The sequence below is a fragment of the Bacillus sp. FSL K6-1338 genome, from assembly GCF_038006965.1.
GTDB lineage: Bacteria > Bacillota > Bacilli > Bacillales > Bacillaceae_G > Bacillus_A > Bacillus_A thuringiensis_S.
The window spans coordinates 1,792,982-1,809,320 of sequence record NZ_JBBOWI010000001.1 but is presented as its reverse complement, the minus strand read 5'-3'; the positions used below and the strand labels follow the sequence as shown (position 1 = coordinate 1,809,320).

Here is a 16,339-nt window from a genome sequence, read left to right as displayed (position 1 = left end):
CTTCAATGAAAATTCAAATTAAAAAGAGTATTTCACTCCTGTTTCTTCATATAATTTTTCAAAACGTTTTTGTTGTTCTTGAAAAGGGACTCTTTTTGTATCAAATACTGTTTTTAGAAGTTTTAATGCATAATGCATTTGTTCTATAGATGGTTTTTTATCATTTAATTCAAGATTTTCTTGAATCTTTCTTAACATTCTGATCGACTCAATAACTCCTGATGCATATTCGGAAGTATTGGTATTATAATTTTTCGTCGCTACCATCATTCCTAAACATCTAGTTATCAAAGAATATTTAGGCCTTGGAGCAACATTCAATCTGTCAAATAATAGCTTTTTATCCGTCCCATTATCATAAGAAAAAAATTCCATTTCTTGAACATTTCCTTTAGACAAATTAGTTAATACACCTTTAGGACCCATTTCAATCGCAATTGTTACTCCTTGATTTTTTAGATAGTCTATTGTTTGACTCCATTTAACTGGTTTAGTGATTTGAAGTGTTAGGTTCCTCTTCATTTCTTCTATGCTAACATAGGGCAAAGCTGTAGTATTTGAAATAATTTTCCCTTTAAATGAATGATATTTATTATTATCTAAATGTCTTGTAAAACTTTCGGCTACTGATTCCATTAAACTTGAATGAAAAGGAGCACTAACATTCAATAAGTTTGTACTAACCTTTTTTTGTTTCAAATAACTCTCTACTTGCTGAATGGCCTGTGCATTACCTGAGATAACTGTTTGAGTCGGGGAATTATAACAAGCAACACTTACTAAATTACCTTGTCCATTTACCTTTTCTAAAACTTCTTTTAAAATATTCTTATCAAAGTTATTTACCGCTAACATCATACCGGTATGCATATCACTTGCCGTTTTCATTAACTGTCCCCTTGTTCTAACTAATTTTAGAGCATCAGAAAATGAAATGGCTTGCATACAAGTTAATGCTGAAAACTCGCCTAAGCTATGGCCAGCGACATAATCAGGAAAAACACCAAACTCCTGTAAATATACACGAAACATAGCCACACTTGTTGCTAGAATAGCTGGTTGTGCATTCTCAGTACTTGTTAATACCTTAGAATCTCCTGAAAAACATATTTTCTTCAAGTCCATGTGCAAAACGTCTGACGCTTCTTCAAATACCATTTTTGCAAGGGAAAACTCTTTACAAAGAGCTTTCCCCATTCCAACATATTGAGAACCCTGTCCCGGAAATACCATTGCAATCTTTTCCATAAAACCTACCCCTTAATGGAATATTTACTTATTATCATTTCTATTAGCTTGATAAACATATTAGATAGTTCCTGTAATGTGTGCATCGCTATTCTTTCCTTATTAGATTTAATTGTAAAATGAACTATATTATTTAATTCCTTAACTTCTATACTAGTATTAGACAGTGCTAAAGGATCAATTTTTCCCTTCAAGAATGTTTGATTATACATAAGGTAATCAAAATTGTTACTTTCCAAATGTTTATTATTGGTTGTCTTTATGTTTATACTTTGCTTACGCTGCTTATAAATTTCTTTAAACATAGTATTGAAATCATGTAAATTATTCATATCCAAAGTGATAGTTTTTACATTTTCACTATCCAATAACGTTTGAACTTTCATATTCATCTTATTTGTTATTTTTGTAAACAAATATGTTGAGAAAGCTATTAATAAATCTTCTAACTGTACTTTTTCTTTATGAGCAATGCTTCTAATTTTTTGTGTTAATAATGCTGTAATTTTCCCTTCAGCAGTATAAATATTCTGAGCTTTCGATATCTCAATATCATTTTTATCAATAAACTTTGCTAGTTTTGATACGGTGTTATAAATAAACATATCTGTTATTTTACATTTCCCAGGATATAATTGTTCTAGCTTCCTATGCATTTGAATTAAATGTATAGATGATCCTCCCAGTTCAAAAAAACTTTCATTTAAGCTAATATCCCCAACATGTAATACCTCACCGATTAACTGTTTAATTATATTTTCTGTTCGTGTTAACAACTTAGGGGCTTTTTCTTCCAATTTATTTTTTCTTATTTCCAAAGCAAGCAACACTTTACGATCGATTTTTCCATTTGGAGTCAGTGGCAATTGCTCTAATTTCACAAAATATTGCGGAATCATATATTCTGGCAACTTTTGTGCTAGATATTCTCGAATACTTCCCATGACTTTTTCATCATCTACAACAATATACGCACATAGGAATTTTTTCCCGTTTGAATCTACTTGATCTATTACTACTGCTTGTTGAACATTCTTATGCTCTAATAGTTGATTAGACACTTCACCTAATTCTACTCGGTATCCTCTTATCTTAATTTGTTGATCTTTTCGACCTAAAAATTCAATATATCCTTCTTTTCTTAACACTCCATGGTCCCCTGTTTTATACAAACGGCCCAATGTAGGATGTTCTATAAATGCATTTTTTGTTTTTGTATCATCATTTTTATATCCTTGTGCTAGGCCTATTCCTCCAATATAGAGTTCTCCTTCTACCTCTACTGGACAAACCTGTCCTGCATAATTTAAAACATAAAATTTTTGATTCGCTAATGGCATTCCGTATGGAATGCTCTTCCACTCAGGGTTTATTTCATTAATTGGATAATAAATAGACCATATTGAAGCTTCAGTGGCTCCTCCTAATGAATTAATTTGTGCTTTTCCAAAATATTTCCTAATTTTCTCTGGTAATATCAATGGAATCCAATCCCCACTTAACAATACAAGACGTAATTCGTTATCTTGATATTCTTTCATAGATTCTATAAATTCAATTGTTAAATCCATAATAGCCGGAACCGAATTCCAAATGGTAATACCATACTTGTCGATTGTTTCTATGACTTCTTGAATATCCCTTTGATCCTTAATCTGAACAATTGAAGCTCCACTACTCAAAGCACCAAAAATGTCATATACGGATAAATCAAAACAAATAGATGAGAGACCAATAAAACGATCATCTTCATTTACTTGGAATTTTTGATTTATATCTAAAATGGTATTAACTGCTGATTCATGAGTAATTATTACCCCTTTAGGCTTCCCTGTGCTTCCAGAAGTGTAAATAATGTAAGCTATATCATCTGGACTACTTTCATTTTCCACATCTTCTATAGAACAAGAATGTAGATCCTCTTTTGAATACACATCCGGTGTCAATAATAAATCACATTGGCTATTATTTAAGATGTAGTCAATACGTTCTTGTGGATATTCTGGATCTACTGGCACATATGCCGCTCCTGTTTTTAAAATCCCTAAAATATTTACAATCGTATCTGGGCAACGTTGTGCAAGCACCCCAACTAGTGAACCTTTTCCTACTCCTTTTTCTTGTAAATACCTTGCGACTTGATTAGATTTTCCATGTAATTCTTGGTATGTCAAGCTCTCTTCTTCCATAATAACTGCTGTATAATCTGGTGTTTTCTGTACTTGTCTAACAAATAAATTGTGTAATGTTGTTTTTTCAATTTCTTTCTCGGTTTGGTTGTACTGTTTAATAACTATATTTTCATCAACCTTAGGGAGAGTTAATTGAATTAAATCTTTCGATTCCACTAAATGATGTAACATGTCGATGTATTGAGAAAACATCAATCCAATAACCTGTTCATCAAATAAGTCCTCCACATAATCCCATGTAATCTGTAAATCTCCCTTTATCTCCATAACTTGATAATCCAAATATACTTGAGAAGTTTGACTGACTCCCAATTTAACTTCTCCTAAGTCTGTCCAATCTACCTCTTCTTTTTCTGGAAATAGCATACTAGTAAATACAATTGGCATCACTGCTTTTCCATTTAAGTTATGAAAATTTGAGAACTCCCTTACAAAGTCTATGCCATCATACGATTTATGCTCTAAAGCTTCTATTAATACCTCTTGCAACTGTTGTGCACGATTAGCAAAAGAAAGTTCTCCCTGACTAAAATCAACATCTAGTAAGGAAATCATTGTGAAATCACCTATAATTCTATTAACATGTTCATGAAAAGGCTCCCTGTTAAATAATGTTGTATTAATAGCTAATTTAGGTTGATTACTCCATTTTGCAAGTATTTCTGCATAAGACGTACACAATAAAACTGAAGGCGTTATACTATAACTTTGTGCAATCTTTTTGAGTTTACTCCAAATATTTCGAGATATTTTATATTCCAATCTTTTAAACTTTGGATTTTTTATTACATTTGGTTCCTGCTTCATTGGTAGTTCCGGTGCAAAAGGAAAACCCTTCAATTTAGACAACCAATAGGCTTTATCCGTACTATATTTTTTTGTATTTTTAAACTTTATATGTTCTGTAATGTAGTCTCTAAACGTAAATTCTAATTTAGGAAGCTTCTTATTTGGATTCAAATACAGTTCTAACAATTCTTTGGAAAAGATATGAATCATACTAGCTCCATCCATTATCAATAAATCAAAGCTAACACAAAGAATATGTAGATTCTCTGCTATTTTTAATGCACGGAATTCAAATAAAGGCCATTGACTACTATCAAAAACATGATGTGACATTTTATTTCGTTCCTTAATAATTTCCTCTTGTCTTGATTTATCGTCAAGATAAGATAAATCAACTACCTTTATGAGATAATCTGGAACAGTTTCTAGTATTTTTTGTTCTCCAGATGGTAAAATTATACCTCTTAACATTGGATGTCGTTGAATCATTTCTTGTAAAGCTTTATTCAACCTTTCTATATTAACTGGTGTCTCTATTTCTACATAACTATGTGTAGACACCCCTCCCATTTCAAACGTATTCTCTCTTCCTAGCCAATAGGCTGTTTGTACTTCTGTTAATGGAAAAGGATTATATAAATTTTCCCAGTCTGCTGTCTTACTATCATGTTCTTCATGTATTATTTCTTCTTGTTTGCAGGATTCAATTTCTTTTGACAGTTTAAAAATCGTTCTCAATTCAATAAACTTTTTAATTCCCACGTTTATTTTAAATTCTTTATTTATGGAATTCACCACTTGTATCATAGCAATAGAATTACCGCCTAATTTTAGAAAATCACTGTGTATATCAATAGGGGATATACCTAATACACCTTCCCATATTCTACCGATTTTTTTCTCTATCTCTGTATTTGGATACTCGATATTTAAACTCTTATCATCTTCTATCAACTTAGGTTCTGGCAACACTTTACGATCGATCTTTCCATTCGGAGTCAGTGGCAATTTCTCTAATTTTACAAAATATTGCGGAATCATATATTCTGGCAACTTTTGTGCTAGATACTCTCGAATAGTTTCCATGACTTTCTCATCATCTACAACAATATACGCACATAAAAATTTTTTCCCGTTTGAATCTACTTGATCTATTACTACTGCTTGTTGAACATTCTTATGCTCTAATAGTTGATTAGACACTTCACCTAATTCCACTCGGTATCCTCTAATCTTAATTTGTTGATCTTTTCGACCTAAAAATTCAATATATCCTTCTTTTCTTAACACTCCATGGTCCCCTGTTTTATACAAGCGCCCAAATGTAGGATGTTCTATAAATGCATTTTTTGTTTTTGTATCATCATTTTTATATCCTTGTGCTAGGCCTATTCCTCCAATATAGAGTTCTCCTTCTACCTCTACTGGACAAACCTGTCCTGCATAATTTAAAACATAAAATTTTTGATTCGCTAATGGCATTCCGTATGGAATGCTCTTCCACTCAGGGTTTATTTCATTAATCGGATAATAAATAGACCATATTGAAGCTTCTGTGGCTCCTCCTAATGAATTAATTTGTGCTTCCCCAAAATATTTCCAAATTTTCTCTGGTAATGTCAACGGAATCCAATCCCCACTTAACAATACAAGACGTAATTCGTTATCTTGATATTCTTTCATAGATTCTATAAATTCAATTGTTAAATCCATAATAGCCGGAACCGAATTCCAGATTGTAATATCATACTTGTTGATTGTTTCTATGACTTCTTGAATATCCCTTTGATCCTTAATCTGAACAATTGAAGCTCCACTACTCAAAGCACCAAAAATGTCATATACGGATAAATCAAAACAAATAGATGAGAGACCAATAAAACGATCATCTTCATTTACTTGGAATTTTTGATTCATATCTAAAATGGTATTAACTGCTGATTCATGAGTAATTATTACCCCTTTAGGCTTCCCTGTGCTTCCAGAAGTGTAAATAATGTAAGCTATATCATCTGGACTACTTTCATTTTCCACATCTTCTATAGAACAAGAATGTAGATCCTCTTTTGAATACACATCCGGTGTCAATAATAAATCACATTGGCTATTATTTAAGATGTAGTCAATACGTTCTTGTGGATATTCTGGATCTACTGGCACATATGCCGCTCCTGTTTTTAAAATCCCTAAAATATTTACAATCGTATCTGGGCAACGTTGTGCAAGCACCCCAACTAGTGAACCCTTTCCTACTCTTTTTTCTTGTAAATACCTTGCGACTTGATTAGATTTTTCATTTAATTCTTGGTATGTCAAGCTCTCTTCTTCCATGATAACCGCTGTATAATCTGGTGTTTTCTGTGCTTGTCTAGCAAATAAATTGTGTAATGTTGTTTTTTCAGTTTCTTTCTCGGTTTGGTTATACTGCTTAACTATATTTTCATCAATCCTAGGAAGAGTTAATTGAGCTAAATCTTTCGATTCCACTAAATGATGTAACATTTCGATGTATTGAGAAAACATCGATCCAATCACGTGTTCATCAAATAAGTCCTCCACATAATCCCATGTAATCTGTAAATCTCCCTTTATCTCCATAACTTGATAATCCAAATATACTTGAGAAGTTTGAAAAGAACTTATTTTTACCTCTCCAAAATTTTCCCAACTAAATTTATTATTTTCTGTTAACATACTAGTAAATACAATTGGCATAGCCACTTCTGTACCTAATTCATGCAATTTGCTATATTCCCTAATAAATTCCACACCATCATAGTTTTTATGATCTAACGCTTGAATTAAAGATCTTTGAATGCGTTGAGCACTTTCACTAAATGTTTCCTCCCCTTGCAATTCAATATCCATTAATAATAGCGAAGTAAAGTCCCCCACAACATGTTCTATCATTGGATGCACTGGAAGACGATTAAATACTGTTAAATTCAATGCAAATCTCTCCACATTACTCCAGATACTCAATACTTTTGCATACGTTGTACACAATAATACTGACGGAGTAATATTCATGGATTTCGCAATACTCTTTAAGGAGTGCCATTCCTTTTTATTCAAATTAAATTGTAATCTATTAAAACGTGGCTTTGTTAACAATTTTGGATTTTGTAACAAAGGTAAAGATGGAGCTGGTGGGAAATCCTTTAATTTTTGTAACCAATATTCCCTATCGTTCATATATTCATCTGTATTCTTTTGTTTTTGATAACTTAACATATAATCTCTAAAAGAAATCTCTACTTGTGGCAATCGTATATTAGGGTTTTTATAAAATTCCATTATTTCAGATCCTACAATTTGCATACTGATACCATCTGCTATTATTGCGTCAAAACTAATACAAAGTATATGTCTATTACCTGATATTTTGAATGCCTTATATTCAAATAGAGGCCATGTGTCCGATTTAAAAATAAAGTGAGACATTCGTTCCCGTTCTTCTTTAATTATCAATTCTTGTTCTACTGCATCTAAATGTTGGATATTTTCTATTTCTATTTTGTACTTAGGAACATCCGTTAATATTTGTTGTTCTCCAGTAGGCAAAATGATTGCTCTTAACATCGGATGGCGTTCAATTACTTTTTGCAAACTATCATTAAACTTTGTTATATCTAAAGTTGTTTCTATCTCATAGTAACCATGCGTAGAAACGCCGCCTAACTCAAATTGATCATCTCTTCCTAAAAGGTATGCTGATTGTACATCAGTTAATGGAAAGGGTTTATGTAAATTTAAAGGGTCTGGATAGGCAGATATTAATTCATTATTATTCTTTTTCTCTTGAATTGATTCAGCTAATCGAGAAATTGTTCTATTTTCAAACAAAGTACTTACTGTAGTACCTAAGGAGTACTCATTCTCTAAACAGTTTACAATTTGAATAGCTTTTAAAGAGTTTCCACCGAGCATAAAGAAATCTTCTTCAATACCTATTTTTTCAAAACCCAAAACTTTTTCCCATATTTTTGCTATTATTCTTTCTTTAGCATCTCTTGGTTCTATATACTCTTTTTGTTTTTGTACAACTAAGGCAGGATTAGGTAGTGCCTTCTTATCCAATTTCCCATTAATAGTAAGTGGCATTTGATCTAATTGTATTACCGCCTTAGGTACCATATAACTTGGTAAATTTCTTGATATATAACCTTGCAACTGTTCAATTAGAATTTTTTCTTTTCCTTGAATATATGCACAAAGATAACTTGAACCATCTTTATTTCCCCATTTCAGTACAACTACATCTGTTACATCTTCAAATTTTAAATATTCTTTCTCTATTTCCTCCAGCTCTAAGCGATACCCATTAATCTTCACTTGAGAATCATTTCGACCAATATATTCTATTTCACCATTTGGAAGCCATCTAGCTAAATCTCCCGTTTTGTACATCCGTTCTTCTAAAACAAAAGGATTTGAAATGAACTTTTCTTTTGTCATTTCAGGAAGATTTATATACTCTTTAGCTAAACATTCCCCAGAAATATATAATTCTCCAATTTCTCCTACTGGTTGTACATTTTTCTCTTTATTTAATATATAACATTTATAATGTGGAAGCGGCTTTCCTATAGTTACGTTTGTTTCATTAGTAAGTTCTTTAATTGTGGACCAGATTGTTGTTTCAGTAGGACCGTATAAATTAAAAATTCTTGAATCTGTTATAGTTTTAACCTCATTTAATAATTTTGAAGAAAATACTTCTCCTCCTACAAGAAGAATAGAAACCCTTTTTAGACACTTGGAATATTCCTCATTATCAAGTAACAACCTTAATCTAGAAGGTGTCATCTGTAAGATATCTATCTTGTGATTCAAGATTAATTCTTTTATAGCTAATGGATTGCTACATTGTTTTTCCTTTGCTATAACAACTCTGATTCCATTTACTAGAGCAAATATTGTTTCGACAAAGAATATATCAAAAGAAATACTTGTTAACGCTAAAATTGACATATTCTCTCTCAAGGGTATATTCCTTGCCATCCCATCAATGAAGTTACATACTGCTTTATGTTCGACGCTTACTCCTTTAGGTTTTCCAGTTGAACCTGATGTGTAAATAATGTAAGCTGGCCCTTGTCCTAGATCCTCTGCATGTTTATTTGTAAAATTTGTAGATTCAGAACCCCATTTTTCTCGATCTAAAACAATGGTATTTGTACTAAGCTTTATACCTTTTAGTGCAAATTTGCTAGTAATTACAAAAGACGCATCACTATCTTCTAACATATAGTTTATTCTGTTAACCGGATTTATTAAATCAATTGGCAAATACGTAGACCCCAATTTTAAAACTGCTAAAATTGTGGCTACTAGATCTAACGATCGCTCTAACATGATTCCTACAACCATATCCTTTTTCAAGCCTTGCTTATGTAAGTAATTTGCTAACTGATTTACTTTATCATTCAATTCTTGATATGTGAGCTTTTCACCATTAAACTGAATAGCAACCATATCACGATAAACCCTAGCATTATTTTCAAAAAGTTCAGATATATTATTTTCTAATACCTGATACTGTATGTTTTTACTATTAAAACCTTCAACAATTTCTTGCTTCTCTTCAGTAGACACTAATTCAATATTAGAACACGTACAATTCATATTATTTAAAACTTGTTCTAATATATTTTGATAAAATTCCAACATTCTGCAAATTGTTCTTTTATTATATGACATTTTATTATAAAATAATTCAACCCAAAAACTATCCTTGTCTTTTATACAAATAAAGTTTAATGTACTCGGCTGATTAGAAAGATACTCACCCACATAAGATATAGAATGTATTGTTTCAAAAAGTAAATTAACATTAAACTTTTCATTAGAATCTAATGACTTGCTAATATCTCCTAAAGGATAGTATTGCTTATTATATACATCCAATGTAGTATTCTTCACATTTAAAAGTAAATCTTTAAACTTAAGATTTTTGTCTACAATATTGTAAAGCGGCAATAGTTTATTTACTTTTTGTGAACTTTCATCAACACTTTGATACATAGGTGTTCCTATTGTAATTTTACTTTGCCCACTTATTTTATACATTAAAACTTTTAATACAGTTTGCATAAATACATATATTGATAAGTTTTGGCTTTGGCACATCTCAAAAAGCAGGTTAGCTACATTGCTTTTAATATGAATTTTTTCAATGCCTAAATCTAATTTTTCCGAATGATTCTCAGCTGGAATTTTACATTGTTGTATTTCATTTAACGTAGTAATCCAATACTCTTCAACTTCTTTTAATTCGTCTATATCTATATTCTTGTTTGCGGTTTCAAGGCTCATGTTTACATTCTCCTATTCCCTAAATTCTATTGCTCTAATTTTAATCCACCTTCAATAACATGTAGTAACACTTGATTCCTTTGTAACTTAAAATATTTTTTAACCTTATCAAAGTGTAAATCTCCTATTGAACATAAACCTATACCTTGATGCTCAGCCACAGATGTTAGTGTTGCCGTAATAATTCCTGCTTCAATTAAAGCATATGAATAAGCGTTCCCACCGTACTTAGCCATAGAAGATTCAGAATTATATATCATAAAAATAGAAAATGCTGAAGACTCAAATATATTTTTATTATTATAGAAATGTACATCTTTAGTAATTAAAGCCATATCATCAACAAGATATATACTATGACTGACAGGATGGTAATAATACAATCCTCTTCTAACCCCGTCAACTCTATTTTTCTTAATATAGATAAATATATCAATTGGGTATAATCCTCCCGCACTACCATATGCATACTTAACTTCCTTTTTGTTTTTAATTTGCTGAAGAACTCCGAATAAGTTTGAAAAAACATCTTGAGATATCTTGGTAGTCTCATCAAAAACGCGCTGTGATCTCCTTTCAAACATGGATAGAACTGTGTCATCTGGCTTAATTAGTTCTATTTTCGTTTTTTTACAACCTTTAAACATACGATTTAACTGTACGTTTGTATAAACATCCAGTTTTTCTTTATCAAACATAAGATTCTCATCGTATTTTTGAAATAATTTAGTCTGAGATTCAAACAAATCTTTTGGATTTAAAATAGATTTAATTAAAACTTTTTTTTCAATTAAAAACATAATCAATTCTTGTATTTCTTTTTCATCTATATTAGAAAATCTATCAATTAGTTCGTCGATTTCAATTCCATTCTGAGTACAAAAATAAAATTCAGGAAAAACCTCAACTGCAACTGTAGGTGCATTATATTCATTTATGATAATACGACCTTCACTCTTTTCCCAATGCATTATAGGAGACCAAAAATAAATATTGTTTTCTTGCATATTAATTCTCCTTTTATTAAAAATTAAACTCTGCCACGATATGTCTTTTTGATTTATTAAAGTTTTCTACTATTCTCATTCTCTCTAATTTAGTTAAAAGTTCAATTTCTTCAAGCTTTAACTTCGGATTTCCTATAATTTGTTCTATAATATTAACTAATCTTTCTAGCATAAGTTTTACTGTTTCTTTTTTATACAAATCCGTACTATATTCCATAGTAAGCCTGTATTCTTTTCTTTTTTCATTAATTATTAGATTTAAATCAAACATAGAAATATTATTGTTTATATCATATAAATTACAACTAACATCTAGGTTATCCATCAATTCATTTTCTAGAGTTAAATAATTTATCATCACATCAAACAGAGGCATTCTTGATGGATCTCTATTTATATCGAGCTGTTCCACTAACTTCTCAAATGGATAATCTGAATTCCCATACATTTTTATATTTTTTTCTTTAACTTCATTTAAAAACTCATCAAATTGCTTATTTCCTTTAGGATAATTCCTTAATGGAAGACTATTTACAAACATCCCTACTACTGAAAATAAATCTGGTTGTTTCCTACCATCTACGGGCACGCCAATAACAATATCTTCTTGATGTGAGTATTTCGACAGTAATACATTATACGCTGCAAGAAAAAACATAAATGGTGTTACTTGTTGTGCTCTTGAAAACATTCTTATCTGCTGTGTCATCTCCTCAGTGAGAAATAAGTCAACTTTTTCACCTGTTATTTTTTTTACAGGACTCCGATTAAAATCAGTAGGTAAATTCAATACGGGAACTGAATTTAAAAACTCTTCTTTCCAAAAGTTTAATTGTGAAGACGTTTTCTTTTTCTGATCAGGTGAGTTTCTCCATTCTAAATAATCATAGTATTGCAGCATATCTTGCTTTAATTTATTTCCTTTATATAGCTGTATTCCTTCTGTAATTAGATTTTTTATTGCTGTTCCGTCAGCAATCATATGATGAATATCAAAAAGTATTAAATACTTATTCGTATTAATTTTAATCAATTTTATACGCATTAATGGCGCGCATTTTAAATCGAACTCTTGAACAAAGTCTGCAATTAAATTATCTACTTCAGCCTCTTTGATTTCACAATATTCCACATATAAATCTAACTTGTCATTAATTATTTGAAACAGATTTTGATTTTCCCATAAAAATGATGTTCTTAATGAAACATGTCTTGCTATTAATTTTTCGCACACTTGTTGAAACTTATCATAATTTATCTTTCCTTCTATAAAGATTCCATGCGGTAAATTATATAAAAGTTTGTTGTCATACAACTGACTATGCATGTAAATCTGCTTTTGAGCAAATGAAGCTTCATATTTTTTTGCTCCCTTGTTAACTGTTATTCCCTTTGGAGAAATCACATCGCCCATACTTAACTTTATTACCTTCGACATCCCAATAATTGTAGGAGCCTCAAATAGTTTATTTATAGGGATATAGAGATTAAACGATTCCTCTATCATACTATTTAATAAATTTGCCTTTAAAGAATCTCCACCTATTTCAAAAAAATTATCTGTAGGTCTTAAAATAGTTTTATCGAAAACCTTTTCCCACAATGATTGCATTTTTCTTTCAACATAATCAATAGAATCAACTTGTATATTATCTATCAATTCTAACCCATTTTGCTCTTTTTTAATTTCTTCCAATAATAAAGTGTACATACCTTCACGATAACATTGTGCCAAAAAGAGTCTTCTTACTTTCCCACTAGTCGTCTTAGGTATTTTTTTTATGGGAATAATATTTTTTACAGGTATCGCAAACGTTTCTTGTATAATTTGTTTTACTTGGTGAAGTAATGGAATAAAACTTCTTATCTTTCCTTTATACAAAATAAATAGAATTAATTCATCTGTATGTTTTTGTTCATTAAACACTCCACAAGCTACAACTTTTCCCAATTCCATAGAAGGTAGTGATTCAATCATTCTTTCAATATCATGTGGATATATGTTCTGTCCATTTATAATTATTATTTCCTTAGCTCTACCAGTAATGACGATTTCACCATTCATCATAAAACCCAAATCCCCTGTTTTTAACCAACCATCACTAGTTATTGTTTCATTTGTTGCTTCTATATTGTTATAATATCCCTGCGTTACATTATCCCCTCTAATTTGAATATTACCAATATACATATCTTCCATAACATTATTTTTATTATCACAAATTCTAACCTGACAAGAATCTACAGGAAATCCTACTGCAACAAATGGAGCCGCATCTTCACTTTCACTACCCACTTCTTTTACTTTTTTACCAAAATTCAAATTTTGACGTTGTAAATAGATTGGATTGATTTCTTTATCTATTTTTGGGCCAGAAATACCGACAGTAGCTTCCGCCATTCCATATACTGGATACATAGATGTAGTTTTTAAATCATATGGTATCATACGTTTCAAAAATTCATTAACTGTATTAATAGCGATAGGCTCAGCGCCATTTAAAATTAATCGTATACATGAAAGATTCCAATTCTCTGCATATTTTTCTTTAAAATATTTTAAGAAATAATGATACCCAAAGTTTGGTGAGCTTAATATTGTAGTTCTATATTCATTTGCCTTCTTTAACCATAAAATCGGGTTGCGAATAAACAGCCATGGATTCATATTCACTTGGTTAATCCCCTTAAATATAGGCATAAGATGGCAACAAATTAATCCCATATCATGGGTCAAAGGCATCCAACTTAACATTGAATAATTCACCAACTTCTATTCTTTTAACAATATCTCTAATGTTTGTAAGTAAGTTATGGTGAGTAAGAATAACTCCTTTAGGTGCCCCTGTAGAACCCGAAGAAAACTGTATAAAAGCAATATCTTGTTGCTTAGAAGAATAAATTACCCCCTCCTTTACTACATTTATTAATTCTTCTATAAAGATAACCTTTTCACCAATCATCTTTTCTTCATTTTTTATATCGGAATTTCGTAAAAATAAACTTAACTTTTGGTGTGTTTTTTTATCGGTTACAATATAAGGATTCGAAAGGTTCCCCCATACATTTACTACCTTCATTTTATGCAAATCATTGTTCCCTACGGTAATAGGTACAGGAATCATCCCTCCTAAAATACATGCCCAAAACAAGTACATAAATTGTTCATTATCATCTATTTGAAAAATCACTTCATCCTGGGGCTTTAAACCTTTTTTTTGTAAATTATATAAAACGCCTTTTGACTTTTTGTATAAATTTTCAAACGATATAAATTTTTCTGTATTACTATTCATTATTATGGTAATACCTTTATTCTTAATCTCTCTCTTAGATTCTAGCATCTCTATTAATGTTTTCATTCGATTACCCCTAGATTATTTTTAATTGATGATAATTTTTTTCATCAATTAATGTGTTATTTATAATTTTGGTAATGTCCCCAACATGCTTATTTATAAAAAAGTGGTCATCATTAAACAAATGAAAAGAACATTGTTCAGTAGAAAATTCTCTCCATTCCTCTAATTCTTTAATATCAATTAACTGGTCTTGAATACCATTAAGAATAGTCATAGGAACTCTGACTTTTTCATTTCCATATATAAATCTATGTTCATAATTTTCAACAATTTTGAAATCTGATTTCAAAATCGGCATAAAAATCTCCATTAATTCTTCACAAGCCAACACTTCTTTAGGTGTTCCTCCCAAAAGAAGAACCTCATTTTTAAATTCCTCATCGGGTAATTTGTGCATAGAAGTTATAGATTTTTTATTAGGTGAATTTCTTCCTGAACAAAAGAGATGTACAGGAAGATTATTATCTTTCTGCTGTATAACTCTTGTTAACTCATATGTAATTAAACTTCCCATACTATGCCCAAATAAGGCATATGGTTTTTCTAGTAGCTGATTTCTAATTTTCATATATACATCATCAATTAACTCTTCAAATTCTTCATATAACGGTTCAGTGATTCTATTTCCTCTACCAGATAACTCTATTATTTTCAAATCAATCCCAGGATGCAAATACTTCTGCCATCGCATATAATAAGTTGATGATCCTCCCGCAAATGGGAAACAAAATAAATTTATTCCTCCCATCTCAACCCTCCTTTACACTTTACTTTGACTCTTTAAGATAGTTATTGTACATTGATGCGCAGGTAGCAACAAAATGCTCACTTGTAACATTGTTCATCTCATCATTTCCAATTGCCACCATATTGATTAAGTAGGTAAATAATTGACCATAAAACATAGCAGAAATCAATTTAAAATCCTTCAATGGGATTTCACCTTTACCATGTAATTTATTTAAATAGGTAACTAAGTGATCTATCAAGCGCATATTAATTTCATTAAATAACCCTTTCATTTCTTCATTTTGTCTAGCTTCAATAAGAACAGCCCAAATTTGACTAACCTTTGGTATATTAATTTCCATATAAATATTCCCTAATAAATTTAGGTCATGTTCTACATCTCCAGTTAGTTTGGTTGTTAAATCAGCTAGTATTGCAACAGGTGTAGTTTTCAAAATAATACCCTCTTTAAATAACTTCTCCTTGTTACCAAAATGTCTAAAAATAGTTACTTCACTTACTTTTGCTTTTTCTGCAATTTCACGGGTTGTCGTCGAACTATACCCTTTCTCACCAAACAAGGAAATTGCTGCTTCTAATATTCTTTCTTTTGCTGATATTTTTGTCATTTTAGTTTTTTATCCCTCCTTATTAGTATTATAAAACAATTATGTTAGTTAGTGTTTACTTACTT

The 16,339-nt window shown here is 30.6% G+C and carries 7 protein-coding genes; all 7 read right to left on the bottom strand.

Annotation, left to right across the window (positions count from 1 at the left end):
- Positions 1–18: 18 nt before the first annotated feature.
- The 7 genes from fabD to NZ044_RS09440 are packed head-to-tail and all read right to left on the bottom strand — an operon-like array spanning position 19 to position 16,274.
- Positions 19–1,248 (bottom strand): ACP S-malonyltransferase, encoded by a 1,230-nt coding sequence (gene fabD / locus NZ044_RS09470; protein ID WP_061667412.1) that lies wholly within the window; start codon positions 1,246–1,248, stop codon positions 19–21.
- A gap of 5 nt (positions 1,249–1,253) precedes the next feature.
- The gene (locus NZ044_RS09465; protein WP_322216412.1) at positions 1,254–10,547 is read right to left on the bottom strand and encodes a non-ribosomal peptide synthetase; all 9,294 of its coding nucleotides are present in this window, start codon (positions 10,545–10,547) and stop codon (positions 1,254–1,256) included.
- 26 nt (positions 10,548–10,573) lie between these two features.
- Positions 10,574–11,554: a SagB/ThcOx family dehydrogenase gene (locus tag NZ044_RS09460; protein WP_086409913.1), complete on the bottom strand. Its 981-nt coding sequence runs from the start codon at positions 11,552–11,554 to the stop codon at positions 10,574–10,576.
- Between the two features lie 16 nt (positions 11,555–11,570).
- Entirely contained in the window at positions 11,571–14,309 is a 2,739-nt protein-coding gene (locus NZ044_RS09455; protein WP_340949690.1) for a condensation domain-containing protein, read from the bottom strand.
- Entirely contained in the window at positions 14,281–14,916 is a 636-nt protein-coding gene (locus NZ044_RS09450; RefSeq protein WP_340949689.1) for an AMP-binding protein, read from the bottom strand. The genes NZ044_RS09455 and NZ044_RS09450 overlap by 29 nt, the downstream gene beginning before the upstream one ends.
- A gap of 10 nt (positions 14,917–14,926) precedes the next feature.
- Positions 14,927–15,664: a thioesterase II family protein gene (locus tag NZ044_RS09445; protein ID WP_016122309.1), complete on the bottom strand. Its 738-nt coding sequence runs from the start codon at positions 15,662–15,664 to the stop codon at positions 14,927–14,929.
- 19 nt (positions 15,665–15,683) lie between these two features.
- On the bottom strand, positions 15,684–16,274 hold the full coding sequence (locus NZ044_RS09440) for a TetR/AcrR family transcriptional regulator (RefSeq protein WP_016122308.1): 591 nt from the start codon (positions 16,272–16,274) through the stop codon (positions 15,684–15,686).
- Positions 16,275–16,339 lie beyond the last annotated feature (65 nt).

Coding starts and splice junctions, on each gene's coding strand:
- NZ044_RS09460 (WP_086409913.1), bottom strand. CDS start 11,554: ATGCAAGAAAACAATATTTATTTTTGGTCTCCTATAATGCATTGGGAA.
- NZ044_RS09455 (WP_340949690.1), bottom strand. CDS start 14,309: ATGTTAAGTTGGATGCCTTTGACCCATGATATGGGATTAATTTGTTGC.
- NZ044_RS09445 (WP_016122309.1), bottom strand. CDS start 15,664: ATGGGAGGAATAAATTTATTTTGTTTCCCATTTGCGGGAGGATCATCA.
- NZ044_RS09465 (WP_322216412.1), bottom strand. CDS start 10,547: ATGAGCCTTGAAACCGCAAACAAGAATATAGATATAGACGAATTAAAA.
- fabD (WP_061667412.1), bottom strand. CDS start 1,248: ATGGAAAAGATTGCAATGGTATTTCCGGGACAGGGTTCTCAATATGTT.
- NZ044_RS09440 (WP_016122308.1), bottom strand. CDS start 16,274: ATGACAAAAATATCAGCAAAAGAAAGAATATTAGAAGCAGCAATTTCC.
- NZ044_RS09450 (WP_340949689.1), bottom strand. CDS start 14,916: ATGAAAACATTAATAGAGATGCTAGAATCTAAGAGAGAGATTAAGAAT.